Origin of the sequence: Mycobacterium neumannii, from assembly GCF_002245615.1 — a bacterium.
In the GTDB taxonomy this organism is placed as follows: Bacteria; Actinomycetota; Actinomycetes; order Mycobacteriales; family Mycobacteriaceae; genus Mycobacterium; species Mycobacterium neumannii_A.
Genome location: NZ_NKCO01000002.1, coordinates 94,306 through 120,221, shown reverse-complemented (window position 1 = coordinate 120,221; position 25,916 = coordinate 94,306). Strand labels below are relative to the sequence as shown.

Annotated in this window: 23 protein-coding genes; 12 read left to right on the top strand and 11 right to left on the bottom strand. The window is 66.7% G+C overall.

Annotation, left to right across the window (positions count from 1 at the left end; genetic code table 11):
- Positions 1-14 precede the first annotated feature (14 nt).
- From CEX88_RS03225 to CEX88_RS03205, 5 genes are all read left to right on the top strand, one after another.
- Positions 15-1,286, top strand: a complete 1,272-nt coding sequence (locus CEX88_RS03225) for a metal-dependent hydrolase family protein (protein ID WP_094292391.1) — start codon at positions 15-17, stop codon at positions 1,284-1,286.
- Positions 1,273-1,701 carry a nuclear transport factor 2 family protein gene (locus tag CEX88_RS03220; RefSeq protein ID WP_064417397.1) on the top strand — a complete coding sequence of 143 codons (429 nt, stop codon included), beginning with the start codon at positions 1,273-1,275 and terminating at the stop codon, positions 1,699-1,701. Before CEX88_RS03225 ends, CEX88_RS03220 begins: the two co-directional genes overlap by 14 nt.
- Entirely contained in the window at positions 1,698-2,822 is a 1,125-nt protein-coding gene (locus CEX88_RS03215) for an acyl-CoA dehydrogenase family protein (RefSeq protein WP_094292390.1), read from the top strand. The genes CEX88_RS03220 and CEX88_RS03215 overlap by 4 nt, the downstream gene beginning before the upstream one ends.
- Before the next feature lie 36 nt (positions 2,823-2,858).
- Entirely contained in the window at positions 2,859-3,626 is a 768-nt protein-coding gene (locus CEX88_RS03210) for an acyl-CoA dehydrogenase family protein (protein ID WP_202931368.1), read from the top strand.
- 161 nt (positions 3,627-3,787) lie between these two features.
- On the top strand, positions 3,788-4,675 hold the full coding sequence (locus CEX88_RS03205) for a hypothetical protein (protein WP_094292389.1): 888 nt from the start codon (positions 3,788-3,790) through the stop codon (positions 4,673-4,675).
- Positions 4,676-4,742: 67 nt separating this feature from the next.
- Here CEX88_RS03205 and CEX88_RS03200 read toward each other — a convergent pair whose 3' ends face one another.
- Together CEX88_RS03200 and CEX88_RS03195 are read right to left on the bottom strand one after the other, a co-directional pair.
- Complete coding sequence (locus tag CEX88_RS03200; RefSeq protein ID WP_068201034.1) at positions 4,743-5,525, bottom strand: enoyl-CoA hydratase; 783 nt, start codon at positions 5,523-5,525, stop codon at positions 4,743-4,745.
- 12 nt (positions 5,526-5,537) lie between these two features.
- On the bottom strand, positions 5,538-6,713 hold the full coding sequence (locus CEX88_RS03195) for an acyl-CoA dehydrogenase family protein (RefSeq protein WP_094292388.1): 1,176 nt from the start codon (positions 6,711-6,713) through the stop codon (positions 5,538-5,540).
- 122 nt (positions 6,714-6,835) lie between these two features.
- Here CEX88_RS03195 and CEX88_RS03190 point away from each other — a divergent pair, with 122 nt between their 5' ends.
- From CEX88_RS03190 to CEX88_RS03175, 4 genes are all read left to right on the top strand, one after another.
- Positions 6,836-7,552: a TetR/AcrR family transcriptional regulator gene (locus tag CEX88_RS03190; RefSeq protein ID WP_082961723.1), complete on the top strand. Its 717-nt coding sequence runs from the start codon at positions 6,836-6,838 to the stop codon at positions 7,550-7,552.
- 310 nt (positions 7,553-7,862) lie between these two features.
- Complete coding sequence (locus tag CEX88_RS03185) at positions 7,863-8,993, top strand: cytochrome P450 (protein WP_231984719.1); 1,131 nt, start codon at positions 7,863-7,865, stop codon at positions 8,991-8,993.
- A gap of 40 nt (positions 8,994-9,033) precedes the next feature.
- The gene (locus tag CEX88_RS03180; protein WP_094292387.1) at positions 9,034-9,870 is read left to right on the top strand and encodes a mycofactocin-coupled SDR family oxidoreductase; all 837 of its coding nucleotides are present in this window, start codon (positions 9,034-9,036) and stop codon (positions 9,868-9,870) included.
- 8 nt (positions 9,871-9,878) lie between these two features.
- Positions 9,879-10,958: a phosphotransferase gene (locus CEX88_RS03175; RefSeq protein ID WP_094292386.1), complete on the top strand. Its 1,080-nt coding sequence runs from the start codon at positions 9,879-9,881 to the stop codon at positions 10,956-10,958.
- 9 nt (positions 10,959-10,967) lie between these two features.
- On the opposite strand, the gene CEX88_RS03170 is transcribed toward CEX88_RS03175, so the two are convergent.
- Positions 10,968-11,939, bottom strand: a complete 972-nt coding sequence (locus CEX88_RS03170; RefSeq protein WP_094292385.1) for an NADPH:quinone oxidoreductase family protein — start codon at positions 11,937-11,939, stop codon at positions 10,968-10,970.
- 139 nt (positions 11,940-12,078) lie between these two features.
- Between CEX88_RS03170 and CEX88_RS03165 the strand changes: the two genes are divergently transcribed.
- Positions 12,079-13,512, top strand: coding sequence for a WS/DGAT/MGAT family O-acyltransferase (locus CEX88_RS03165; RefSeq protein ID WP_094292384.1), 1,434 nt, complete (start codon positions 12,079-12,081; stop codon positions 13,510-13,512).
- On the opposite strand, the gene fadD12 is transcribed toward CEX88_RS03165, so the two are convergent.
- A complete protein-coding gene (gene fadD12 / locus CEX88_RS03160; RefSeq protein WP_068201047.1) occupies positions 13,509-15,116 on the bottom strand; it encodes an acyl-CoA ligase FadD12 in 1,608 nt (535 codons plus the stop codon). The two genes, CEX88_RS03165 and fadD12, sit on opposite strands and share 4 nt — an antisense overlap.
- Positions 15,117-15,119: 3 nt before the next feature.
- Positions 15,120-15,926, bottom strand: coding sequence for a lysophospholipid acyltransferase family protein (locus CEX88_RS03155; RefSeq protein WP_094292383.1), 807 nt, complete (start codon positions 15,924-15,926; stop codon positions 15,120-15,122).
- A gap of 93 nt (positions 15,927-16,019) precedes the next feature.
- Between CEX88_RS03155 and CEX88_RS03150 the strand changes: the two genes are divergently transcribed.
- Together CEX88_RS03150 and CEX88_RS03145 are read left to right on the top strand one after the other, a co-directional pair.
- Positions 16,020-17,105 carry an NAD-dependent epimerase/dehydratase family protein gene (locus CEX88_RS03150; RefSeq protein WP_094292382.1) on the top strand — a complete coding sequence of 362 codons (1,086 nt, stop codon included), beginning with the start codon at positions 16,020-16,022 and terminating at the stop codon, positions 17,103-17,105.
- Positions 17,106-17,123: 18 nt separating this feature from the next.
- Positions 17,124-17,966, top strand: a complete 843-nt coding sequence (locus CEX88_RS03145) for an SDR family NAD(P)-dependent oxidoreductase (RefSeq protein WP_094292381.1) — start codon at positions 17,124-17,126, stop codon at positions 17,964-17,966.
- Positions 17,967-18,047: 81 nt separating this feature from the next.
- Here CEX88_RS03145 and CEX88_RS03140 read toward each other — a convergent pair whose 3' ends face one another.
- From CEX88_RS03140 to CEX88_RS03115, 6 genes are all read right to left on the bottom strand, one after another.
- Entirely contained in the window at positions 18,048-18,854 is an 807-nt protein-coding gene (locus tag CEX88_RS03140; protein WP_094292380.1) for an SDR family NAD(P)-dependent oxidoreductase, read from the bottom strand.
- A 116-nt stretch (positions 18,855-18,970) separates the two neighbouring features.
- Complete coding sequence (locus CEX88_RS03135) at positions 18,971-21,379, bottom strand: CaiB/BaiF CoA-transferase family protein (RefSeq protein ID WP_094292379.1); 2,409 nt, start codon at positions 21,377-21,379, stop codon at positions 18,971-18,973.
- Positions 21,379-22,329, bottom strand: a complete 951-nt coding sequence (locus CEX88_RS03130; RefSeq protein WP_094292378.1) for an enoyl-CoA hydratase/isomerase family protein — start codon at positions 22,327-22,329, stop codon at positions 21,379-21,381. Before CEX88_RS03130 ends, CEX88_RS03135 begins: the two co-directional genes overlap by 1 nt.
- A 6-nt stretch (positions 22,330-22,335) precedes the next feature.
- Complete coding sequence (locus CEX88_RS03125) at positions 22,336-23,478, bottom strand: M24 family metallopeptidase (RefSeq protein ID WP_094292377.1); 1,143 nt, start codon at positions 23,476-23,478, stop codon at positions 22,336-22,338.
- On the bottom strand, positions 23,479-24,654 hold the full coding sequence (locus CEX88_RS03120; protein ID WP_202931367.1) for a M24 family metallopeptidase: 1,176 nt from the start codon (positions 24,652-24,654) through the stop codon (positions 23,479-23,481).
- A 59-nt stretch (positions 24,655-24,713) separates the two neighbouring features.
- The gene (locus CEX88_RS03115) at positions 24,714-25,898 is read right to left on the bottom strand and encodes an amidohydrolase family protein (RefSeq protein ID WP_094292375.1); all 1,185 of its coding nucleotides are present in this window, start codon (positions 25,896-25,898) and stop codon (positions 24,714-24,716) included.
- Positions 25,899-25,916 lie beyond the last annotated feature (18 nt).

Sequence of the window (25,916 nt, the reverse complement as noted above, 5' to 3'; positions counted from 1 at the left end):
CAACCGGCTCATCGATGCTGACCCTCAAAGCCGCGGGTCTGCTCGACGTCGACGCCGGTGAGATCGTCCGGCCGGGAATCGTCCGGATCGACGACGACCGGATTGTCGCCGTCGGCGGTGCCGACAATTCAGCAGCCGTCGGCGGTGCCGACAATCCAACAGGAGTCGGCGGCGCGGCCGAGGGCGATGTCATCGATCTCGGTGACGCCATCCTGCTGCCCGGCCTGATGGACATGGAGGTCAATCTCCTGATGGGCGGCCGGGGCGAGAACCCGGGCCTGTCCCAGGTCCAGGACGACCCCGCGACCCGGGTGCTGCGGGCCGTCGGCAATGCCCGGCGCACCTTGCGGGCGGGTTTTACCACGGTTCGCAACCTCGGGTTGTTCGTCAAGACCGGCGGGTACCTGCTCGACGTCGCGCTGGGCAAGGCGATCGACGCAGGCTGGATCGATGGTCCGCGGGTGGTCCCGGCGGGCCACGCGATCACCCCGACCGGAGGCCACCTCGATCCGACGATGTTCGCCGCGTTCATGCCCGGCGCGCTGGAACTGACGGTCGAGGAGGGCATCGCCAACGGTGTCGACGAGATTCGCAAGGCGGTGCGCTACCAGATCAAGCACGGCGCGCAGCTGATCAAGGTCTGCGTGTCCGGCGGTGTGATGTCGCTGACCGGAGAGGCTGGCGCACAACACTATTCGGACGAGGAACTACGGGCCATCGTCGACGAGGCACACCGACGTGGGCTGAAGGTGGCCGCGCACACCCACGGAGCCGAGGCGGTCAAGCACGCCGTCGCATGCGGTATCGACTGTATCGAGCACGGCTTCCTGATGGACGACGAAGCCATCCAGATGCTCGTCGACAACGACCGATTTCTGGTGACCACGCGTCGCCTCGCCGAGGCCATGGATGTATCCCGGGCCCCGAAAGCGCTGCAGGACAAGGCCGCCGAGATGTTCCCCAAGGCGCGTACGTCGATCAAAGCCGCATACGAAGCGGGTGTGAAGATCGCGGTCGGCACCGATGCTCCGGCCATTCCGCACGGCAAGAACGCCGACGAGCTCGTCACGTTGGTGGACTGGGGCATGCCACCCGCCGCCGTGCTGCGCGCGGCCACCGTCGTCGCCGCCGATCTGATCGACAGAACCGACCTGGGCCGCATCGCCGAGGGGTACCTCGCGGACATCATCGCGGTCCCCGGTGATCCCCTCGCCGACATCGGGGTTACACGGGATGTCAAGTTTGTAATGAAGGGCGGTAAGGTCTTCCGACATGACTCGAACTGACGATCTCGTCGAGATCCAGCAGCTGCTGGCCAAGTACGCCGTCACCATCACCCAGGGCGACATCGAGGGTCTGACATCGGTGTTCACCCCCGACGGGACGTACAGCGCGTTCGGCTCCACCTACACGCTCAACCGGTTCCCCGAGCTCGTCGAGGCCGCACCCAAGGGCCTGTTCATGACCGGCACGTCGCTGGTGCATCTCGACCCCGACGACGCCGACAAGGCGTCGGGCACTCAGCCGCTGTGTTTCATCGAGCATTCCAAGCACGACATGCGCATCGGCTACTACAACGACACCTACGTACGCACCGATGAGGGCTGGCGGTTGAAAACCCGTGCCATGACGTTCATTCGGCGCAGCGGTGACCACGACTCCGGCCGCCCACATGCGATCGGAAGGCCGGAAGCAGGATGACAGAGCTCTTCGAGCCCGCGGCATTCCGCACGGCGCTGCGGGAATGGCTCGACGCCAACGACCTGACCCCGCCCGCCGACGACGACTCGCTCGACGCGCATCAAGCCCAGCACCTGCGAGTGCTCAAGGCGCTGTACGACGCCGACTGGATGCGCTACGGCTGGCCGGAATCGGCCGGCGGGCTGGGCGGCCCCGACATCCTTCGCGCCATCGTCGGCGAGGAGGTTGTCGGACGCGGTCTCGACCATCCGGGCCCGTACTCGATGCTCGACGTGCTGACACCGACCATGATCGACTACGCGCGGCCCGAACTGGCCGCCGAGATGGTGCCGCGGTTGCTGTCGGGTCAAGAGTCATGGTGCCAAGGCTTTTCCGAACCCGGTTCGGGCAGTGATCTGGCGTCGTTGACGACCCGCGCTGTGCCCCAGGGTGACAACTGGGTGATCAACGGCCAGAAGGTGTGGACCAGCTTCGCGCAGTACGCGACGCGGTGCATCCTGCTCACCCGCACCGGCGACGCGAACACAGCCAATCACGAGGCGATCACCGCGTTCTTCGTCGACCTCGATTCCCCGGGTGTCTCGGTGCGCCCGTTGCGCACGATGCACGACGTCGACGAGTTCTGCGAGGTGTACTTCGACGACGTCGTGGTGCCTGCGGATCGCATGCTGGGCAATCCCGGGGACGGTTGGAAGCTGGCGATGGACCTGCTCCCCTACGAGCGTTCCACCTGCTTCTGGCAGCGCATCGCCTACCTGTACTCGCGCTTCGACGATCTCGTCAACGAAGTCAAAGGCCTTGGCACCGCGTCGGATTCCGACCTCGGCGAGGTGTACCTCGCGCTGCACACAGTGCGTTGCCGTTCGCGCGCCACCCAGCACCGGCTGGGCGAGGGACAGAAGCTCGGTGCGGACACGTCGATCGACAAGGTGCTGCTTGCCGGCGCCGAACAGCGGCTCTACGACACCGTGCGCGATCTGCTGCCCGGGCGCATCGAACTCGAAGACAACACGTGGCGGACCGAATACCTGTATTCGCGGGCGGCAAGCATCTATGGCGGAACCGCCGAGGTGCAACGCAACATCATCGCCCGTCGCCTGCTCGATCTCGGTAAGGAGTGAGGAGTGGAATCCGGTTTGGACGCCGAATCACTGGCGATGCTCGAGGACACCCTGCGCAAGACGATGCTGTCGGTCTCCGGGGCGGAGTTGGACGCGGCACTCGCGGAACTCGGCTGGGCCGAGATGCTGGCCGACACGCCCGACCAGGCGATTCCGCTGGTATTCCGGCTGCTGGGTGAAACCGGTTCGCACGCTTCTGTTCTCAACGATGTGCTGCTGGAGACCATCGGCGGACTGCCCGGCGGCACACCGCCGATGCCGTACACCGGCGGTGGCTGGGTGGTGTGGGAGCGCACTGCCAACACCGAGCCGACGCTGGGTGACCTGCCGCTTCGCCGCGTGCCCGACGGCGAGTTGATGCGGATGGGCGAGGCCCGTCGCGCGGTGGGCTGGTGGCTGGTCGGTTCGGCTAGGGGCATGCTGGCGCTGGCCCGTCAGCACGCACTGGATCGCGTCCAGTTCGGTAAGCCGATCGCGTCGTTCCAGGCGATCCGGCACCGGCTGGCCGAGACGCTCGTGGCGATCGAAGGCGCCGAGGCGACGCTGGGCCTACCCGGTACGGAAAGTGCGGACCTCACCGCGATGTTGGCCAAGGCGGCGGCGGGCAAGGCGGCGATGACGGCGGCCAAGCACTGCCAGCAGGTGCTCGGCGGCATCGGCTTCACCGCCGAACACGATCTGCACCGGCACGTCAAACGAGTCCTCGTGCTCGACGGATTGCTCGGTAGCTCACGCGAACTCACCAAGAGAGCCGGAGCCGGCCTGCGGGCCAGAGGCTCCGTCCCGAGGCTGGCCCACCTCTAGCTCCCTTTGCCGCGAGCGTGCGCGTCTGCACACGACACGCCGCGGAATTTCGACACTTTGCGCACGCTCGTGCAGCCTCGACGGTGCACAACATCAGATTCATCCACAGACGGCATTCTTCGCGTCCGAGGTGTTGCCGCGTCGGCGCGACGATTGCCGTCATGGATACCGCCCTGGGGCAGTTGTTCGACGAGCAAGGTGGAGTGGCGACCAGCGGCCAGATCCTGGCGATCATTCCTCGATACACGTTCGAATCGGTACTGAAAGCCAGGTATCTCGAGCGACTCTGGCACGGGATCTACTGTCTGGGCGAGCCGAGCGACGACATGCGGTTGCGGGGCCTGGACCTCTCGTGTGGCACAACGGTCCCGGTATGCCTGTCGACCGCGGCCGCTCTGTTCGGCTTCGACACCGAAGAACCCGACGAACTTCACGTCCTCAATCCGCCCGGTCACCAGTTGCGCAAGGCAGACGGTCTGGTCGTGCACCGCCGCGACGGCGCGCCGCTGGTGCAGGCCGCCGGGCGGCTCGCCACGTCCCCGGCGTGGACCGCGATCGAAGTGGCCTGCACCTTGCGTCGGCCGCGTGCGCTAGCAACGCTCGACGCCGCGCTCCGCTCAGGCACCTGCAACCGGGCGGAGTTGTGGCGCGCGGCAATTCGACAGGCCGGTCGGCGCGGCATCGTCGCGGTGCGCGACCTTCTGCCTCTCGCCGACGCGCGCGCCGAGTCGCCGATGGAAAGTGAAGCGCGACTTGCGATGATCGACGGTGGCTTGCCGATGCCCGAACTGCAGTACGAGGTCGTCGACGGCAACGGACAGCTACGACGTCTCGACTTCGCCTGGCCCGATTTCGGCGTCGCGGTCGAGTATGACGGCATCGATTGGCACACCGAACCCGACGTGTTACGCAACGACCGTCGGCGTCAACTCGCCTTGCAGGACGTCGGATGGACCGTCATCGCCATCGTCTTCGACGATGTGCGACACCGGCCAGCGGATCTCGTAGCGAGGGTCGATCGACAACTTCGTCACGCTCGCGCCGCGTGAGCGCGCGCAAAGTGACGAAAATTGGCGGCATGTTGTGTGCAAACACGCACGCTCGCGGCACAAAGGATTACTGAATGCTGGCTTTCATCTCGTCGAGGTTCACCAGCACCGGCCATCCGCCGACACTGAGCGCGTTGCCATGGCCGGTCTGGTGGATGTCGAACACCGACTGGATGGCGGCGTAGAACCCCTGCACGTCGAGCGTCTGGTTCACGGCACGCTTGGCTTGGCGCAGCGCGAACGGTGACATCTTCGCGATCTGCTCGGCCATCGCCCTGGTCTCCGAGTCGAGCTGGTCGCGAGGCACCACCTTGTTCACCATGCCGGTGGCCGCGACCTCCTCGGCCGTCATCGCGCGGCCGGTGAATAGGATCTCCTTGGCCTTCCGCGGTCCGAGTTCCCAAGTGTGGCCGTGGTATTCGACACCGCCGATGCCCATCAGCACCACCGGGTCCGAGAACTGGGCGTCGTCGGCGGCGATGATCAGATCGCACGGCCAGCACAGCAGCAGCCCTCCGGAGATACACCGGCCCTGCACCGCGGCGATCGACGGCTTGGGCACGTTGCGCCAGCGCAGCGTGTACTCCAGATAGCGCTTCGCCTCGTGCTCGATGATGAACTCCAGCGTGATCTTGTCCGGTACCGGTCCGCCGCCGCGCAGGTCGTGTCCGGCCGAGAAGTGCTTCCCGTTGGCACGCAACACGATCACCGACACCTCGGGGTCCTCGGCCGCGCGGGTCCATGCCCCGTCGAGTTCGTCGAGCAGCTCCGGGTTCTGCGCGTTGGCGGCCTCGGGCCGGTTCAGGGTGATGGTCGCGATGCGATCGGCGACCTCGTACTCGATGTACATGTTGCAGTCCTTCTAGTTTCGAGGCAGTCCCAGCAACCGCTGGGCGATGATGTTGCGTTGGATCTCGGAGGTGCCACCGGCGATGGTGCCGCCGAATGTGCGGACGTAACGCTCGAACCACCCGCACCGGTACAGCTCGAGATGCTGCGCGCTGTACGGCCCAGAGAACGTCGGGTGATCCAGCGCGTCGGCGCCCGCGGCGCCCAGCGCGTACTCGGTCGCCGCCTGCGACGCCTCCGAACCGAACAGTTTGAGCACCGACAGCGCGGCCGCGTCCTCGTCGCCACGCGCGGCGCGGGCCAGTGCCACCGAACCGAGAAGGCGCAGCGCCTGGTTGTCCATCACCAGCCCGGCGTACCGGTCACGATCAAGGACCGAGGTGGGACGGTAGTCCTCGACCAGCTCTTGCAGGCGGTCCGCATAGCTGAGCCACAGCATGTTTCGCTCGTGCCCGAGCGAGCCGTTGGCGACCCGCCAACCCTCGTTCAACGGTCCCACCAGGTTCTCGGCGGGCACCCGGACGTCGTTGAAGAAGACCTCGTTGAAATCCAGGTCGTCGGTGCCGCACAGCGACGCGAACGGCCGTCGCACCACCCCGGGCAGGTCCGTCGGGATCATCAGCACGCTGATGCCCTTGTGCTTGGCCGCTTTCGGATCGCTACGAACGAAAGTCAGCAGGACGTCGGCGTCGTGCGCCCCCGAGGTCCACACCTTCTGCCCGTTGACGACGAAATGGTCCCCGTCGCGCACCGCGGTGGTGCGCAGAGACGCCAGGTCCGATCCGGCGCCCGGTTCACTCATCCCGAGCGACGCGGTGATCTCCGCGCGGAGGATCGGCACCGCCCAGCGCTGCTGCTGTTCGGGTGTCCCGAACGAGATCAGCGATGCCGAGATGATCCCGACGCCCTGCACGTTGTAGGTCAGATACACCCGCCGGCGCGCCAGCTCCTCCTGATGGACATACTGCTGCAGGATCGTCGCGTTGCGCCCGCCGAACTCCGGCGGGTAGCCCGGCAGCAGCCATCCGTTGTCGAACATCAGCCGTTGCCAGTCGCGGGCCCAGCCCGGCACGTCGCTGCTGGACCGCGACCGCTCCAGGGCGACGGCATCGGGGGGAAGATGTTCGTCGAGGAAGGCGTTGAATTCGGCGCGGAACGCCTCGACATCAGCATCGAAGGTGAGCTGCACGGGACTCCCGCCGGATCAAATCTTTGGTAGGACTATTGTTATCTCCAAAATGAGAATACTATTCTCATCGTGAGAAAGTTACAATCTCTGACACGTTGGCCGCGAGGGGGTCGAGGACCGCAATGGCGAGACGTTCTCCGGTACAGTCAGTTCATGTTCTCCCCACCCGGCCGGCGTCTGAGCCGCCGGTGACGAGCCCCAGCGAGGAGCCTGCCTGGAAGCAGCGCGCGGTCGAACGGTCGATCAAAACCGCGAAGTTACGGGCCGCGCAACGCGTGCAGCGCTTCCTGGACGCCGCGCAGGCGATCATCATCGAAAAGGGCAGCACCGACTTCACCGTCCAAGAGGTCGTCGACCGCTCGCGGCAGTCGCTCCGCAGCTTCTACCTGCAGTTCGACGGTAAGCACGAGCTGCTGTTGGCCCTCTTCGAGGACGCACTGAGTCGGTCTGCAGACCAGATCCGCGCCGCCACCACCACCGAGGACGAGCCAATCGAGCGACTCAAGGTCGCCGTGCAGTTGCTCTTCGAATCCTCGCGTCCGGACCCGACGGCTAAGCGCCCGCTGTTCACCGACTTCGCCCCTCGGCTCCTGCTCTCGCACCCCGCCGAGGTCAAGATCGCACACGCGCCGCTGCTCGCGCTGCTGACCGAGCTGATGGAAGAGGCCGGTGAGGCGGGCCAGCTGCGGGAGGGTATCAACCCGAAGCGGATGGCGGCCATGACCATGCAGACGGTCATGTTCGTGGCACAGTCCAACGGTGCCGAGGACGGCACCACGCATCCGATCACCGCCGACGAGGTCTGGGACTTCGTCTCGCACGGATTTGCCGCCCAGTAGGCGGAGAACTCCGTTCTCACCTCTGGCGCGAGAATCGCGTTCTCGCTCCCACCGCGCCCCGGAACGGTGCCTGACAGGCGGTGCGGAGAATCGTATTCTTCTGAGCGAAGAGCTTAAATATTCCGATTTGAATCCCTTGTTGACACTCCTTCATGACGAATGCCAGAGTTGTGAGACAAATGCCAGCCCACTGTCTTACGCGACCTGACCGGCGAGAGGCGATCCGGTGACGATCAGCGCTGAAAATCCCGACGTGCACGATGCGGAACAGGACGAGTTGTACTACGACCCGTACAGCATCGAACTCAACATGAACCCGTACGCGGTCTTCGCGCGCCTGCGCGAAGAGGCCCCGCTGTACTACAACGCCAAACACGACTTCTACGCGTTGAGCCGGTTCGAGGATGTCAACAAGGCCGTCATCGACCATCAGACCTTCATCTCGGGTCGCGGCGCGTTGCTCGAGATCATCAAGTCGGGGATGGAGATCCCCCCGGGCACACTGATTTTCGAGGATCCGCCGATCCACAACATCCACCGCAACCTGCTGTCCCGGGTGTTCACCCCGCGCAAGGTGCAGGCGCTGGAACCCCAGATCCGCGAGTTCACCGCCGGATGCCTGGACCCGTTGACCGGCACGGACAAATTCGACTTCGTCAACGATCTCGGCGCGCAGATGCCGATGCGGGTCATCGGAATGCTCTTGGGCATACCGGAAGCCGACCAGCGCCGCGTCACCGAGCACGGTGAGGCGACGTTGCAGAGCGACTCAGTCGACCTGATGGCCAGCGGTGAGGTGTTCGCCGAATTCATCGACTACCGCACCGAGCATCCCTCCGACGACATCATGACCGACCTGCTCAACGCCGAGTTCGAAGACGAGACCGGCACCCGTCGCCGACTTCGCCGCGAGGAACTGCTGATGTACCTGACGGTCATCGCCACCGCGGGCAGCGAAACCACGACACGCCTGATCGGTTGGGCCGGAAAGACACTCGCCGACTATCCGGACCAGCGCGCCGAGTTGGTCGCCGACCCGGCCCTCATCCCGCAAGCGATCGAGGAGATCCTGCGCTGGGAACCGCCGGCGCTGCAGATCGCCCGGTACGTGACACGCGACGTCGAGTACTACGGCCAGACGGTGCCCGAGGGATCGGCGATGCTGATGCTGGTCGGCGCGGCCAATCGCGACCATCGCCGCTTCCCGCCGGACGGCGACGTCTTCGATATCCACCGAGAGCTGCACTCGCACATGACGTTCGGCGCCGGAACCCACTTCTGCATGGGTAACGCGCTGGCACGCCTGGAGGGCCGGATCGCGCTCGAGGAAATCCTCAAGAGATTCCCGACCTGGGAGGTCGACTGGCCCAACGCGCGCCCATCGCCGACCACCGCGGTCCGCGGCTGGGAAACCATGCCCACCTTTGTCAACTCGAAATAGAACCCAAACCCCCTGTTACGACAACGAATTGAGGTAACCGATGACCGGACGCGTTGAAGGCAAGGTCGCTTTCATCACCGGCGCCGCCCGCGGCCAGGGCCGCGCCCATGCCGTACGGCTGGCGCAGGAAGGCGCCGATATCATCGCCGTCGACATCTGCAAGCAGATCGACAGCGTGCAGATTCCACTGTCGACGCCCGAAGACCTTGCCGAGACCGCCGATCTGGTGAAGGGCCTCAACCGACGCATCTACACCGCCGAGGTCGACACCCGCGACTTCGAAGCACTCAAGGCCGCCGTCGACACAGGTGTCGAGCAACTCGGCCGGCTGGACATCATCGTTGCCAATGCCGGCATCGGCAACGGCGGTGCCACGCTGGACAAGACCAGCGAAGAAGACTGGACCGACATGATCGACGTCAACCTCGCCGGCGTCTGGAAGACCGTCAAGGCGGGCGTGCCGCACATCCTGGCCGGTGGACGCGGCGGTTCGATCATCCTCACCAGCTCGGTCGGCGGCCTGAAGGCCTACCCGCACACCGGCCACTACGTTGCCGCGAAACACGGTGTGGTGGGCCTGATGCGAACCTTCGCCGTCGAGCTCGGCGCCCAGAACATCCGCGTCAACTCCGTGCACCCGACCAACGTGAACACCCCGTTGTTCATGAACGAGGGCACCATGAAACTGTTCCGTCCCGACCTGGAGAATCCGGGTCCCGACGATATGAAGGTCGTCGGCCAGATGATGCACACGCTGCCGATCGGCTGGGTCGAGCCCGAGGACATCGCCAACGCCGTGCTGTTCCTGGCCTCCGACGAGAGCCGCTACATCACCGGGGTGACGCTGCCGGTCGACGGCGGCAGCTGCCTCAAGTAGGCACCCAGATGACCGCTGCCGAGCTGTCGCTTCCGCGCAGCTGGGGGGAGATCACACCGGGGTGGATGACGGCGGCGCTCGGGAAGCACTTCCCGGGCGCCACCGTCGAGGACGTCAGCGTCGCGCTGCGCGACGACGGCACCAATCGCCGGGCGCGGCTGGCGCTGAAGTATTCGACGGGGTCGGGTCCGAAGACGGTGTTCGCCAAGGCCGTCGACCCCGACCACGCCGAACTCGTCGCTCTCACCAGCGGCCTGTTCCACGAGCCGAGGCTGTTCAGTTCGGGTGTGTCGCTGCCGCTTGACCATCCGACCGTCTACGCCGCGTTGATCGACGAGCCCGGTTCGAACTTTGTGATGATCATGGAGGACGTCGTCGCGCGCGGCGCCGACCCCCGCGACTCCACCCGGCCGATGTCGGTCGAGCAGGTCGCCAACGGCGTCCGCGGACTGGCGCGCATGCACAGCCAGTTCTGGGGTGAGCGGCTGACCGCGAACCCGGCGCTGGACTGGCTCGAGCCGTTCGTCGCCTTCGAAGGACTCGAGCATGCGCCACTCGACATCGCCCGAGATCGACTGGGCGACACCGTCTCCTCTCAGATACTCGGCCTCAGCGGCACCGACCTGTTCGTCGACATCTGGGCCCGCTACATCGGCACCCTGACTGGATCCTCGACGTCCGCCCCGACCCTGCTGCACGGCGATCCGCACATCGGCAACACCTATGTGCTGCCCGATGACGAGGTGGGGTTCCTGGACTGGCAGATGGCTCGACGCGGTAACTGGTCCCTGGATCTCGGCTACTTCCTGCAGGGGGCGCTGACGATCGAGGACCGCAGGCGGGCCGAACGCGACCTGCTCGATGAGTACCGCGCATCGCTCACTCTGCCCGCCGCCGAACTCCCGTCGGCCGAGGAAGTGTGGCTGCGGTACCGCGCGTCGGTCGCACACGGGCTGGCCATCTGGATGGCGACGCTCTCCGGCGGCGACGGGTGGCAAGGCGCCGACATCTGTCTGGCGCTGGCGCAACGGTATTCGGCCGCGTTCATCGACCTCGACACCTGCGCCGCGCTGGCGGCTCTGGACTAGGCGCACGACCTAGATGTCGATGACGACCTTGCCCAACGCCTTGCGCTCGGCGACGTGACGCAAGGCGGCCGCGGCGTCGTCGAGTGCAAACCGGGCGCCGATGTAGGGACGGAGCTTGCCTTCGGCGTACAGGGCGTGTAGTTCCTCGTCGTCGCGTACCACCTCTTCCGGGTAGTCTGACGCAAAGGTGCGGATCTCCATGCCACGGACTGTAATACCCTTCAGCAGAACCAGATTGAGGGGAACAGATGGAATCTCGCCGGCCGCATAGCCGAGTGTGACGAAGGTTCCGCCCCGCCCGAGGCCGCGCAGCGCGGGCAGGGAGTACGGTCCGCCGACGGGGTCGACGACGATCTGTGCGCCGGCCTTGCCGGTGATCTCCTTGATCCGATCGCGCAGGTTTTCGCGGTCGTAGTCCACACATGCTTCGGCGCCGCGCTCGCGGCACAGATCGAGCTTCTCTCGACCCGAAGCCGCCGCCAGCACCCTGCCGCCGAGCAGTCGCGCGACATCGACCGCGGCGAGTCCGACGCCCCCGGCCGCACCGAGCACGACGACCCAGTCACCCGGTTGTACCGGCGCGACGGTACGCAAGGTGTAGAACGCGGTCCGATACGTGACACCAAACGCTGCGGCTACGTCGTAGTCGACGCCGTCCGGTATCGGCGACACCGCGCGTGCGTCCACCACCGCCTGCTCGGCGAAGGCGCCGACGAATGTCGTCGCCGTCACTCGGGAACCGACGCGGCAGTCGACGCCGTCACCGACGGCGATCACCTCTCCGGCCATCTCGCTGCCGGGGCTGAACGGTGGCGGCACCTTGACCTGATAGTTGCCGCCGATCAACAACACGTCGGGATAGTTGACCGCGGCCGCGCGCACCCTGATCACAACCTCACCGGGTTTCGGTGTCGGATCGGGAAGTTCGTCGAGCACCAGATCTTCGGGTTGGCAGTACTCCCGGCACACGATCGCCCTCATCGGCCCACTCCAATCGTTCGACCAACTAACAATAGCCAGGGACACGCGCTTGGCTCCCGCCGACCGAAACCCCCCGATCATGGCCGTCGGAGTGGTTCGATGGACCCTTGGGCTCCGACGGTCCGCAGGGGGTGGGGATGTGAAGCGACTCAACGGCATGGACGCCATGCTGCTCTACAGCGAGACGCCCAACCTCCACACGCACACGTTGAAGGTCGCCATCATCAACGCCGCCGATTTCGACGGTGAATTCACCTTCGACCTGTTCCGTCGGACCATCGCCCGGCGGCTGCACCTGCTCGACCCGCTGCGCTACCGGCTCGTCGACATCCCGTGGAAGCTGCATCACCCGATGTGGCTGGAGGACTGCCCGGTGGACCTCGACTACCACCTGCGCCGCGTCCACGTGCCGAGCCCGGGTGGTCGCCGCGAGCTCGACGAGGTCATCGGCCGGATCGCCAGCACGCCGCTCGACCGCAGCCGCCCGCTGTGGGAGTTCCACTTCGCAGAGGGGATGGCCGACAATCGCTTCGCGCTCATCGGGAAGGTGCACCACACCCTGGCCGACGGTATCGCGTCGGCGAATCTGCTTGCGCGGCTGATGGATCTCGCGGACGGCACGCAGAACGAGCGCGAGGAGTACGCCGTGTGCGACGCCCCGGGTCGATCCGATCTGGTGAAGGTCGCGGTGCGGGACCACGCCACGAACGTCGCCGCGCTGCCCACGCTCGCTCGCGACGCGGTGCGCGGGTTCACCAAGTTGCGGCGCCGTGCCAAGGAGCGCACCGATCAACCGGACCTGGCGAAAATGTTCCGCACACCGCCGACGTTCCTCAACCACGTGGTCTCGCCGGGGCGCACGTTCGCCACGGCGTCGCTGTCGCTGGCCGAGGTCAAGGAGACGGCCAAACAACTGAAGGTGACGTTCAACGACATCGTGCTGGCCACCGCTGCAGGTGGGCTGCGCGAACTGCTGTTGCGATACGACGGGCGCGCTGACCGGCCCCTGATGGCGTCGGTCCCGGTGAGCACCGATCTGTCCCCGGACCGGGTCACCGGCAACGAGATCGGTGGCCTGTCGGTATCGCTGCCCGTTCATATCGACGATCCGCACGAACGAGTCCGGCTGACGTCCGTGGCGACGGCGCGAGCCAAGGAGAACTACGAACTGCTCGGCCCCAAGTTGCAGGGACAGTTGATGGAGTACCTCCCTCCCCCGCTGACACCGACGCTCCTCCGCTGGCAGAGCCAACGAGCCAAGCACAACCCCCTGATGAATGTCGCGGTGTCGAGCGTGCCCGGACCACGCCGCCGCGGTCACATCGGCGGCGCCCCCGTGAGCGAGATCTACTCGATCGGCGTGCTGTCGGCCGGCAGCGCGTTCAACATGACGGTGTGGAGTTACGTCGACCAGGTGGACATCTCGATCCTGTCCGACGACGTGACCTTCGACGACATCCACGAAGCCACCGACGCCATGGTGCACGGCCTCGACGAGATTCGCTCCGCGGCAGGGCTTCCCGCGTTGTCCTTGGTGGGCACGGCGATGGCACCGGCCCCCGCGGCCCGTTAGTCGACCAGGTCGAGCAGGTCCTTCCGAGCCACCTTGCCGGTGTTGCCGCGTGGGAGTTCGTCGAGGACGGTGATCTGCCGCGGCACCTTGTAGTTGGCGAGGTTGTCACGGACGTGCTGTTTGAGGTCGTCGGGGCCTGCGCTTTTGCCCTCGTTGAGCACGACGAAGGCCACGAGGCGCTGACCGTACTGCTCGTCGTCGACGCCCAGCACCACCGCCTCCTTGACATCGGAGTGCTGGGCCAGCGTTTTCTCGACCTCGATCGGGTACACGTTCTCTCCCCCGGAGACGATCATCTCGTCGTCACGGCCGACCACGAACAACCGCCCGGCCTCGTCGAGGTAACCGACGTCTCCCGACGCCATGAAACCGTCGCGGAAGTCCTTGGTCTGGCCGGAGGTGTACCCGTCGAACAACGTGCCGCTGCGGACGAAGATCTGACCCGTCTCCCCGGCGGGAAGTTCGTTGAATTCAGCGTCGTAGATGCGGATCTCGGTGCCGTCGGCGGGGGTCCCGGCCGTGTCGGGAGCCGCTCGCAGGTCGGACGGCGTCGCGGTGGCGATCATGCCCGCTTCGGTGGCGTTGTAGTTGTTGTAGATCACGTCGCCGAACCGGTCCATGAACTTGATCACGACATCGGGCCGCATCCGCGAACCTGACGCCGTCGCGAAGCGAAGTGACTTGCCGCTGTAGCGGTTCAACACCTCGTCGGGGAGGTCCATGATCCGGTCGAACATCACCGGCACCACCGCCAGACCGGTCGCCTTGTACCGGTCGACCAGTTCCAGCGTGGCCTCGGGGTCGAACTTGCGGCGGGTGACGATGGTGCAGGCGAGCAGCGCGGCGAACAGCAGCTGCGAGAAGCCCCACGCGTGGAACATCGGCGCGACGATGACGGTGGCCTCCTCGGCGCGCCACGGCGTCCGGTCCAGCACCGCCTTGAGATCGCCTGCGCCGCCACTGCCTTGACCGCGTTTGGCGCCTTTCGGGGTTCCCGTGGTGCCCGACGTCAGCAGGATGATGTCGCTGTTGCGTTCGGTGGCGGCGGGCCGCTTGCCGAGATTGGACTCGATGAGCTGATCGAGGGTCAGCCCGTCGGTAGCTTCGTCGGTCCAGGCGAGGATCCGCGTCGCGTCGGGTTTGTCGGCCATGGCCCGGTCGACGATCTCGGCGAACTCCTCGTCGAAGATGACGACGTCGGCGCCTTCCCGATCGACCACCTCGGCCATGGCCGGACCCGCGAACGAGGTGTTGAGCAGCAGCACGTCGGCGCCGATTCGGTTCGAGGCCACCAGGGACTCGATGAAGCCGCGATGGTTGCGGCACATCACGGCAACGGTTTTCGGCGTGCCGCCGGGTAGCGCTTGCAGCCCGGTGGCCACCGCGTCGCAGCGGTCGTCGATCTGCTTCCAGGTCAGGGTGCCGCGCTCGTCGACGAGTCCTGGGCGGTCCGGGCAGCGCTGCGCGGCCGCGGCGAAGCCGACCGTCGCGGTCATGCCCACGCGCCGCATCGCCGCGCCCATCCGCAGGTACTTATCGGGCCGCAGCGGCGCGATCAAGCCGGCCCGCCACAGCGTCTGCACGAGTCCGAGAACGTCAGCCATCGGTCAGCCCAGTACCGGGAAACGGCGTTCGGCGGCCAGTTCGTCGAGCGCGGTCTGCATCACGGAGCGCACGTGCGCATCGACCTCCTTCACGTCGGGGTCCTCTCCGAACTGCTCGACCACATTAATCGGCGGCAACACCCGCGTGGTGATCTTGGCGGGCAGTGGGAGGTTCGGCGGGAAGAACACCGACACCCCGAACGGGAATCCGACACTGATGGGCAGGATCTCGGCGCGTAAACGCTTGAGCCCGATGCGCCGGGCGATCGAGTCGCCACGTGCGAGGAACAGTTGTGTCTCCTGGGCGCCGATCGACACCATGGGCACGATCGGTACGCCGGACTCGACAGCGGTCCGGACGTATCCCGTGCGGCCGGCGAAGTCGATGACGTTCTCGCTGAACGTCGGCCGGTAGGAGTCGTAGTCGCCTCCGGGGAAGACCAGCACCACCGCGCCCTCGCGCAACGCCTTCGCCGCGTTCTCCCGGTTGGCACCGATGACGCCGGCGCGACGCAGCAGGGTGCCGACGGGCCCGACGAAGATGGCGTCGTGCCCGAGCGTGTACACGGGACGGTCGAAGCCGAACTTTGTGTAGAAGGCCGGGGCGAAGACGAGCACATCGGGGGTGAGCATGCCGCCCGAGTGGTTGGACACCAGTAACGCTCCCCCGGCCGCGGGCATGGCGTCCAGGTCGCGCACCTCGGCGCGGAAGTATCGCTTGATGAGCGGGCCGACCGTGTTGATGATGCCCCGGGTGAACGTGGGGTCCCACTTCGCGACTTCCGGCTTTTGCGCCCCATTGCTACTCATGTCGCACCTGTCATACCCGCGCCCGCCCTCCCCGCCACGTGAATATGCTACTTTCGCAAAAAGAGAATGTCATATTCGCAGGTGGGAGGCGTAATGGCGGGGGTGATATTGGTGACCGGCGGCTTCGGCCTGGTCGGTTCGGCGACCGCACGCAGGCTGGCCGAACTCGGACGCTCCGTGGTGGTGGCCGACCTGGACACGCCGGCGAACAGGAAAGCACAGGCGAAGCTGCCGCGGGGCGTCACCGTGCGATGGACCGACCTGACCGATGAGGCTGCGGTGCAGCGGTTGGTCAGCGACGTCGCACCCGAGGCGATCATTCATCTGGCCGCCGTGATCCCGCCACCGATCTACAAGAACCCGGGCCTGGCGCGGCGCGTCAACGTCGAGGCCACTGCGACGCTGGTGCGCATCGCCGAACAGCAGTCGGCGCCGCCGCGCTTCGTCCAGGCATCGAGCAACGCGGTCTACGGTGCCCGCAACCCGCACACGGCCGCGGCGCCCGTGCGCGCAGACGACCCGATGCGGCCCTGCGACCTCTACAGCGGCACCAAGGCGGAGGCCGAGGCGATCGTGCGGGCCTCGAAACTGCCGTGGGTGGTGCTGCGCCTGGGTGGTGTGCTGAGCACCGATCCCAACGCGATGCCGATGAGCGCCGACGCCTTGTACTTCGAGAGCCTGCTACCGACCGACGGCCGGCTGCACACCGTCGACGTCCGCGATGTCGCGTGGGCCTTCGCCGCGGCGACCACCGCCGACGTCGTCGGGGAGATCCTGCTGATCGCCGGCGACGACTCGCACCGCATCCGCCAGGGCGACGTGGGCGCGGCGCTGGCGGCGGCCCGCGGCCTGCCCGGGGTGCTACCCCCCGGCAGGCCCGGTGACCCCGACCGCGACGACACCTGGTTCGTCACCGATTGGATGGACACCACCCGCGCGCAGGAAGCGCTTCAGTTCCAGCACTATTCGTGGCCCGACATGCAAGCCGAGGCCGCCGCCAATGCCGGTTGGACGCGTTATGTGATGCGTCTGCTGACCCCGCTCGCGCCGCTACTGCGCGCGCTCCTCGAACGCCGCGGCGCTTACCGGAACACCCCCGGAACCTACGCCGATCCGTGGGGCGCGATCCGCGCCCGGCTGGGCGAGCCGGCGTGGGATCGACCCCGCGATCTGTCCTGACGGCCTAGTCTTCGGCGGGTGGAGACGTTCAACGGACGCGCAGCGGTCATCACCGGCGGCGCGAGCGGTATCGGGTTCGCCGCCGCTCAGGAGTTCGCCCGACGCGGGGCGCGCATCATGCTCAGCGACATCGATTCGACGGCGCTCGACCGCGCGGTAGCCGATCTGCGCGGCGATGGCGTCGACGCGCACGGCGTGGTGTGCGACGTGCGGAAGTTCGACGACGTCAACCGGTTGGCCGACGAGGCGTTCGGCGTGTTCGGTGACGTGCACCTGGTGTTCAACAACGCCGGGATCGCCTACGCCGGCCCGATCGCGCAGACCAGCCACGACGACTGGCGATTCGTCATCGACGTCGACCTGTGGGGACCGATCCACGGCGTCGAGGCGTTCCTGCCCCGGCTGATCGCCCAGGAAGCTGACAGCCACATCGCGTTCACGTCGTCGTTCGCCGGGCTGATTCCCAACGTCGGCCTGGGCCCCTACTGCGTCGCCAAATACGGCGTCGTCGCGCTCGCGGAGACGTTGTCGCGCGAGGTGCGCGCCAACGGCATCGGTGTGACGGTGTTGTGCCCGATGATCGTCGACACCAACCTGCTGGCCAACACCGAACGCGTGCGCAGCGAGGACTACGGCCCGGCCACCGCGTCCGGTGCGGACTCGGTGCAGCAATTGGCGTCCGACCCGACGGACGACTCCGTCCTCAACGTCGACGAGGTGGCCCGCCTGACCGCCGACGCGATCGAAGCCAACCGGCTCTACGTGCTACCGCACAGCGCGGCCCGCGGCTCGATTCGACGCCGCTTCGAGCGCATCGACCGCACCTTCGACGACCAGTCCGCCGCCGGCTGGACCCACTGACGGGAACTCCGCCGAGACGGCGGTTTCTGACGAAAAGCGTGCGAATTTCGTCAGAAACCGTAGTCTCGCGACGCGACCGGGCTAGACCGGCCCCAGTGTCGGGCGGCCCGTGTCCGGGTGGTGATACCAGCCGCCCGCCGCGTGGGTCCCGCCGTCGACGTGGATCGTCTGACCGGTGATGTAGCTCGACATGTCGGAGGCCAGAAACACTGCCGCCGAAGCGATTTCGTCGACGTGCCCCGGTCTGCCCATCGGTATGCCGTGGGCGACGTCGGGGTTCAACGTGCCGCTGGAGATCTGCATCAGCCCCTCGGTCATGGTGAGGTCCGGTGCGAGGGCGTTGACGCGGATGGCGTGTGGCGACAACTCGAACGCCGCGGTCTGGGTGTAGTTGATGACCCCGGCCTTGGCGGCGGCGTATGCGGCGTATCCCGGTGCGGCGCGCACACCCTCGATCGACGTCACGTTGATGACGCTGCCGGGCCTGTCGGCCTCCACCAGACGGCGCGCCACCCGCTGGGTGCACAGCAGCACGTGACGAAGGTTCGCCTTGTGCAGCGCATCCCAGCCGTTCTCTGTGGTCTCGAGCATCGGCGAGAAGAAGGTGCCACCGGCGTTGTTGACCAGAATCGACACCTCGCCGAGCGCATCGGCGGTCTGCTGCAGCGCCGCGTCGACCTGAGTACCGTCACGCACGTCGGTGACGATGCCCAGCGCGCCGATCGTCGAGGCCGTCCCCGCACAGGTTTCCGGGTCGCGCTCCCAGATCGCGACGGACGCCCCGAAGGCGGTGAGCCCTTCGGCGATTCCCTTGCCGATGCCCGCGCCACCGCCGGTGACGACCGCCACGCGGCCGGTGAGCAGGATGTTCGACGGATCGATGGCCATCGGTCGAGGCTAGCGACTCGCTACGCGCCTAGCACCGACATTGCGGTGAGGGTCGTTCACAGGCCCACAGCCCTGGCTGCAATCTTAGGCGCCCGTTGCGGTCATTCCTGCGCCCGTCAACCGGTCTTCGTTGTGCGAATGGTGAGACCCGCAGGCGCGTTTCCGATGACCCCTTCCTCCTCGAGCGCCGTGATCTCGTCATCGCTGAGCCCGAGCGCGGCCAGTACCTCGCGGTTGTGCTGTCCCAGCAGCGGTGCGGGGCTGCGATGAAAGCTCCGGACGGACGCGATACGCATGGGCAGCGTGCTGTGTCGGGCCGGAGGGTTGACGGGATGGTCGACCTTCTCGTAGAAGTCGCGGTGCACCAGCTGCTCGAGGTCGCCGACGCGGTGCGGTTGCATCACCTTGGCCACCGGAACCCCGGCCGCCCAGAGCGTTTCGACGATATCGTCACCGATGCGGTCGGCGCACCATGCGCCCAGATGCTCATCGATGGTGTCCTGGTTGCGCCGACGGCCGTCGGCCGTGGCGAGCTCGTCGGTCACCCACGCCGGTCGCCCGAGGGCATCGACCAAGCCCGCCCACTGCTCGTCGGTGGCCACCGCGATCGCGACCCAGTCGTCGGGGCGGCCGAACTCGTCGAGCTCGCTGGTGCGATACAGGTTCTGCGGCGCGGCGGTCGGCCCGCGGTTGCCCTGCCGCTGCAGGAGATTTCCGTAGGCCGAGTATTCGATGACCTGCTCGGCGGCGACATTGAGCGCGGCGTCGACCATCGCGGCCTCGATCCGCACCCCCTGTCCCGTCCGTCGCCGGTGCGCCAGCGCGAGCAACAGCGCGTTGAGACCGTGCACCCCGGCGTTGGGATCGCCGACCGAATACGGCTCGACCGGGTTCTGATCCGGATGCCCCGTCAGCCAGGTGATTCCGGAGCAGTCCTCGATCACGTAAGCGAACGCGGGCTTGTCGCGCCACGGCCCGTCGAGCCCGAATCCCGGCATGCGCATCATGATCGCGTCGGGGCGCAGCCGGTGTACGGCATCGAAGTCCAGACCGATCTGGTCGAGCACCCGCGGGGTGTAGTTCTCGACAATGACGTCGCAGGTCGTGATGAGCCGGCGCAGCAGCTCCACGCCGCGCTCGGAACGGATGTCGAGCGTGACGCTCTTCTTGTTGATGTTCAAGCCGGAGAAGATCGGCGAGCGCTCCCACCACTGCTCCTCGGTGATCGGCACCCCGGCGATGAGCCGCGTGCCGTCGGGTCGCGCGGTGGACTCGATGTGGATCACCTCGGCGCCCAGCAACGCCAGCATGTGGGTGCACGACGGGCCGGCCCAGAAGCTCGTCATGTCGAGCACCCGTAGCCCCTCGAACGATGTTCGCGAAACCCCACCCAGGGTCGTGATCCCGGCAGAATCGCGACCCTGTTGTACCGTTCGCGAACGATACAGGGCGGTGTGCTCGCCGAGCCGGGGCGCGGGCAGCGGCGCGCGCAGCAGCGACGGCGTGGTGCGGTACGGCGGCCCGGGCTGGGTGAAGCCGTCGCGCGGATTGGTCACGAACGTGCCGCGTTCCACGAACTGGTCGAAATCCGTGACAGTGGCGCCGTTTCCGACCGGTGCGTTCGGAATACGAAAGGCGCTGGACAGCTCGAGGATGTCCTCGACGCGGTTTTCTTTCACCCACGCGTAGATCTGCTCGGCGTGGATATTGGCCTGTTCGGTGATCGACAGGTCGCCGCCCTCGTCGATCCACTCGTCGTGGCCGACCATCGCGCACAGGTCGAACCACTGTTGCGCGGTGCCGCACCCCAACGCCACCAGCCCGTCGGCCGCGGACGCGACACCTGGCACGGTCAACCGGCGGCGGTCCCGGAACGGGCGTCCGAGCGCATCGTTAAACGACACCGAATAGTAAGTCAGGCACAGAATCTGGGCCTCGAGGATCGAGACGTCGACCAGACCCGCCGCCGCCGTCGTGCCCGCTGCCGCGTACGCGCCCGCCAGCCACTCCCCGATCTGGCCCGCGACGAACAGCGGCGCGCGATCCTGTGCGCCCCGGCCCAGCCCGATCACGCCACCCGACCACGCCTGCAGGGTGAACTCGGTGGCGGGCTTGTCCGCCCACGGTCCCTCGAGTCCGAACGGGGTGATCGCGGTGACGGTCAGATGACCGTACGCATCGGCGAGTGCGGCGGGGGTGAACTCGTCGAGTTCGGCGACCGCCGAACCGCGTGACCACACCACCGCATCGGCGGCTGTCAGCAACCCGCGCAGCATGTCCAGGTCGGCGGTGACGGCCGGGTCGACGACGACGCTGTGCTTCGAGCAGGCCAGGAAGCCGAACAGCGCCCCGTCGCTTCCCGGCTCGATACGGGCACCCGACGCGGACCAGCTTCGCAGCGGGTCACCCTGCGGCGACTCGACTTTGATCACGGTGGCGCCACCGTCGGCGAGCAGTTTGGTGGCGTAGCCTCCCGCGATGCCGCTCGACAGGTCAACGATGGTGTACTCGTCCAGCGCCGGCACTAATCCTTCTTTCTGCGGTTGGCCTTGCTCAACCGGAACTCGGGCGGGTACTTGTCGTCGTTGTCGTTGACGGCGTCCGCGAGGCCCACATCGATCGCATCGGCGAGCATGAAGTCGTCGCCGTCGGGCCGCGCCGCGCCGCCCATCGACTCGAACATCGCCGACAGCAGGCTCCCGAGGTATTCGCCCTGGAACTGCTTGACCACCTCGAAGAACATCTTCTGCTGAAAGACGCTGTCCACCGGTCGGTTCCGCGCACACGCGTGGGCGTACTTGGCGACCTCGGCCTCGAGCTGGTCGCGCGGCACCACCTTGTTGAGGAAGTTGCACTCCTTCATCTCATCGGCGGTGAACGGGCGACCGGTGTACACCATCTCCTGGAACGGCCGAAGCCCCATGGTCATCACCCAGGTCCACATCCGCGGGCCCCAGCCGAAGTACCGGAATGACGGATGGCCGAACAGCGCGTCGTCGCTGGAGATCACCAGGTCCGCGTCGGCGCACTGGTAGAAGTGCCAGCCGTAGCAGTACCCCTTGGCCTCAACGATGCTGATCTTCTTGAGTTCTTGCAACGCCCGGTTGCCCGCCGCGACGTTGGCGTACCACTGCCCCATCGTCGCGCCGTGCCGGAACGATCCCTTCGGCGGATAGATGACGTTCGGATCGTCCACCCGCAGCTCGGCCAGCCGCGCGTCGTCGTCGCCGGCCATGAACTCCGGCAGGTCCGCGCCACTGCCGAGGTTCTCGCCGACACCGCGGATCACGACGACCTTCACCTCGTCGTCGACGGTGGCGCCACGCAGAAGGTCGGCGTACCGCAACCGCGCAGCCGACGTGGGCGCGTTCAGGTACTCCGGCCGGTTGAACGTGATGGTCGCGATCTTGGTCGCCGGGTCCTTCTCGTAGAGCACGATCTCCTCAGGGGTGGGCCGACTCCCGGGGTCCGACATGGTCCGTCAACCGATTCCGACGCCCGCACCACTCCAGAGTGGACTGGAGGTCAGCACCTCGGCCCCGTCGGCGGTGACGTGCACAGCGTCGCGGCTGAAGATCGCGCCCACGCCCTGCTGCCAGACATAGCCGCTGACCGCGAGCACCATGCCGGGTTCGAGCACTTCGTCGGCGATGGTAGCTCCCAGGGCCGGGGTGACGACGGGCGAGTCGTAGCCCAGCCCGAGGCCGTGAGCGACGGGCATCACGGGCAGCGGCTCACCGGCCGCCTCGTAGGCGGCGAGCAGGCCACTTGCGGGATGACCCGGCTGACAAGCGTCTAAAAGCTTGTCCCACAGACGGTTCCAGCGATCATAGAGCTGTGGGACTGCAGACCCATCGACTTCACCGACCGGCCATGTGCGGCCGACCTCGCCGACGTAGCCGTCGGCCAGCGCACCGGCCGAGAACGCCACCAGGTCACCGTCCTTGATGTGGCCGTTGCTGCGGGCGCGTCGCCACGGATGTTCCTTGCTCGTCACCCATGCGCCGTCCTGGGTGGCGGGTGTGCAGACACCGCCAGCCGCCATCGCCTCCATCAGCGCGCCCGTCAACGACTTCTCGGTGGCTCCGGCCGCCAACTCGGCGCGGGCCGCGTTGAGCGCCGCTTCGGCCACGCCCAGCGCACCGCGCAACACGGCGATCTCATCCGGTGTCTTGATGCGGCGAGCGGCCCTCAGCGCCGGTTCGGCGTCGACGATCTCTGCGGCGGGAAACGCCATCGGCAGTAGTTGCGCGAACGTCGGTGTCAGCGAATCGGTTCCGACCCGTTTGGCGGTGGCGGCCCCGGGCAGCGCCTTGAGCACCTCGACCAGCGTCATCGGATTCCACGCCAGCCCGTACAGGTGGTCGTGGGGGATCTCGTCGGGGATGCCCTCGTCCCAGGTGCTGTTGAGGTGGATCTCTCCGGTCGAGCGGATCACCTCGCAAATCGGTCCGAACGGGCGGGTGCCCGCCACCCACAGCTGCGGGGCGCCGGTCACGTAGCGCACGTTGGCCTGCCGGCCCAGCACCAGGATGTCGATGTCGCGTTCCTCCATCTGGGCCAGCGCGCGCTCGCGGCGGCCCCGCCGCAGATCGGCTGCGTCAGGGAGAATCTGGAGTGCCATTCAGTTCCGTCCGTAAGGGGCGTAGGAGTAATCGGTGATGGACTGGTAACCGTCGTCGGTGATGACGACGATCTCCTCGCTTCGGTAGCCACCGGTGCCGTCCTCCCACACCACGGGTTCGAGCACCAGCAGCATGCCGGCGGGGAACACGAAGTTGTCGTCGAACTCCTGGCCCAGATCGGTTCCGATCATCGGCATTTCGGCGGCGTTGGTGCCGATGCCGTGGCCGAGGTAGAAGTGCGGCAGCCACGGTTTGGTTCCACCGTTGGCGGCGATCGCCGCGCGGGCCAGATCACCGCTCGTGGCACCGGCTTTGGTGACCGACAGCACGGCAGACAGGATCTCGCGCCACTTCTCGAACTGCGCGTGTTGGCGGTCGTTCGGCTCGTCGCCGACCAGCCACGTGCGCCCGAAGTCGGAGCAGTAGCCCTTGTAGGTGATGCTCATGTCGGTCCACAGCACGTCGCCGCGTTCGAGTTCACGTTCGGTGGTCAGCAGGGGCAGCGCCAGATCTCCAGTGGTGGTCCAGACCGAACCGCTGGTCTTCGTCGTGGGCATCACCTGCCAGATGGCCTCGAGCATGTTGGCGGTCGCGCCGAGTTCGAAGGCGCGCCGGACGAACGCCGCCGAGAGGTCGACCTGCCGCACACCGGGGGCGAGCGCCTTCTGCACGTCGACCATCGCCTCTTCGGTGATACGGCAGGCATGGCGGACGCACGAGATCTGGTCGGGCGTCTTGACCAGCTTGGCCGGCCCGACGACCTGCGCGGCGTCCGACGGCGGACCCGAAGGGAACAGAGCTGCGGATGCGCGGCGCATGGCGCCGGTCAGCTCGTCGACCGCGATCTTGCCGCCCGCGGGAACCAGGTCGGCCAGCACCTTCGCGAATTGTTCGACACCCTCGTCGAATTCGAGGTAGAGCGGGCCGTGCACATGATCGTCGGGAACCTCGCACTGCGATGACGACCCCTCGCGCAGCGGCATGAACAAGTGCGGATGCGGGTCGTCGGCGAGCACGATCGCCACCGGGCGTTCCACGTGTGAGAGCCCGGCGTCGAGCAGCGGCCAGCTGATTCCGGTCGCATACACGACGTTGCCGTTGCCGATCAGCACCAGTGCGTCGACACCCTTGTCCTTCATCGAATCACGCAGCCGGGCACCGCATTCCCGGTACATCCGCGCGAGGTCGGGAAGGTCCGGAATGTCGATCGACGCCGACTGTGGTGCGAATGTGGTCACGAGATCCCCAGGAAGTTCTTGATGTTGGTGCTGACGATCTTCACGGCGTTCTCGGGTCCGACCGCGTCGACGACCGTCTTCAGCGACTTCTCCGAGTATCCGAACGTGGATTCGTTGTGCGGGTAGTCCGACGACCACATCACGTTGTCGACGCCGATCTTGTCGATGAGCTCCAGGCCGAGCGGGTCGACCATGAACGACGCGCACATGTGGTTGTCCCAGTAGTGCCGCACGGGATGCTCGAGCTGGTGGTTGAACATGTGTCGGTACGACGCGAGCATGTGCTCGGCGTCCTGCAGAGCCGTTGGCACCCAGGCGATACCGCCCTCGAACCACCCGATCTTCAGCGTCGGGTGGCGGTCGAGGATGCCGGAGAACACATACTTGGCGAACTGCTCGCGGAACGAGTCGACATTGACCATCATGCCCACCACGACGCTGTTGTGCTGGCACGGCGTCTTGGGTGGCGTCTCGCCGATGTGGTGACTGACCGGCACGCCTGCGGCCTCGATCTCGTCCCACACCGCGTCCATGTCGGTGCTGCCGTAGTCGTAGATGTTGCCGTCGTCATCTTTCCCGGGGTTGAGCGGCAGCAGGAACGTTTTGAGCCCCAGCGACTTCAGCTCCTCCAGCGTGCTCCTGGTGCCCTTGGGGTCCCACCAGTTGATCAGGCCGACACCATAGAAGTGGCCGTTGCTGCGCTCCTGCAGATCGGCGATGTGCTCGTTGTAGATCCGGAAGACCCGCTCGCGCAGGGCCTTGTCCGGATAGTGGAACAACGCCAGCACCGCGTTGGGGAAGGCCAGTTCCTTGTCGATGCCGTCCTCTTTGAGCTCACGGACGCGGGCCTCGATGTTGTTCGACGCCGCTCCGGCGAGGTCGTCGTACTGCATCAGCACCCGGCCGAAGTCGCCGCCGGTCCAGGCCTTGCCCTTCATGCCGACCATGTAGGCGCCGTCCTCGTACCAGATGCGCGGCGCGGCGCCCTTGAGCTCCTCGGGGAAACGGTCGTAGAAGATGTCGTCGGCCACCGAGATGTGGTTGTCCGCGGAGAAGATCTCGGTGCCGGCGGGCAGCCCGAAATCGCCTGTAGCGTGGCCCTTGCGGTGCTTGGGGGCGCCGAAGCCCTCGGGTGGATAGAGGGTGGCCGGGGGGTGGGCGGGAGTTGTTGGTGCTGACATCGTTGACACTCCAATCGG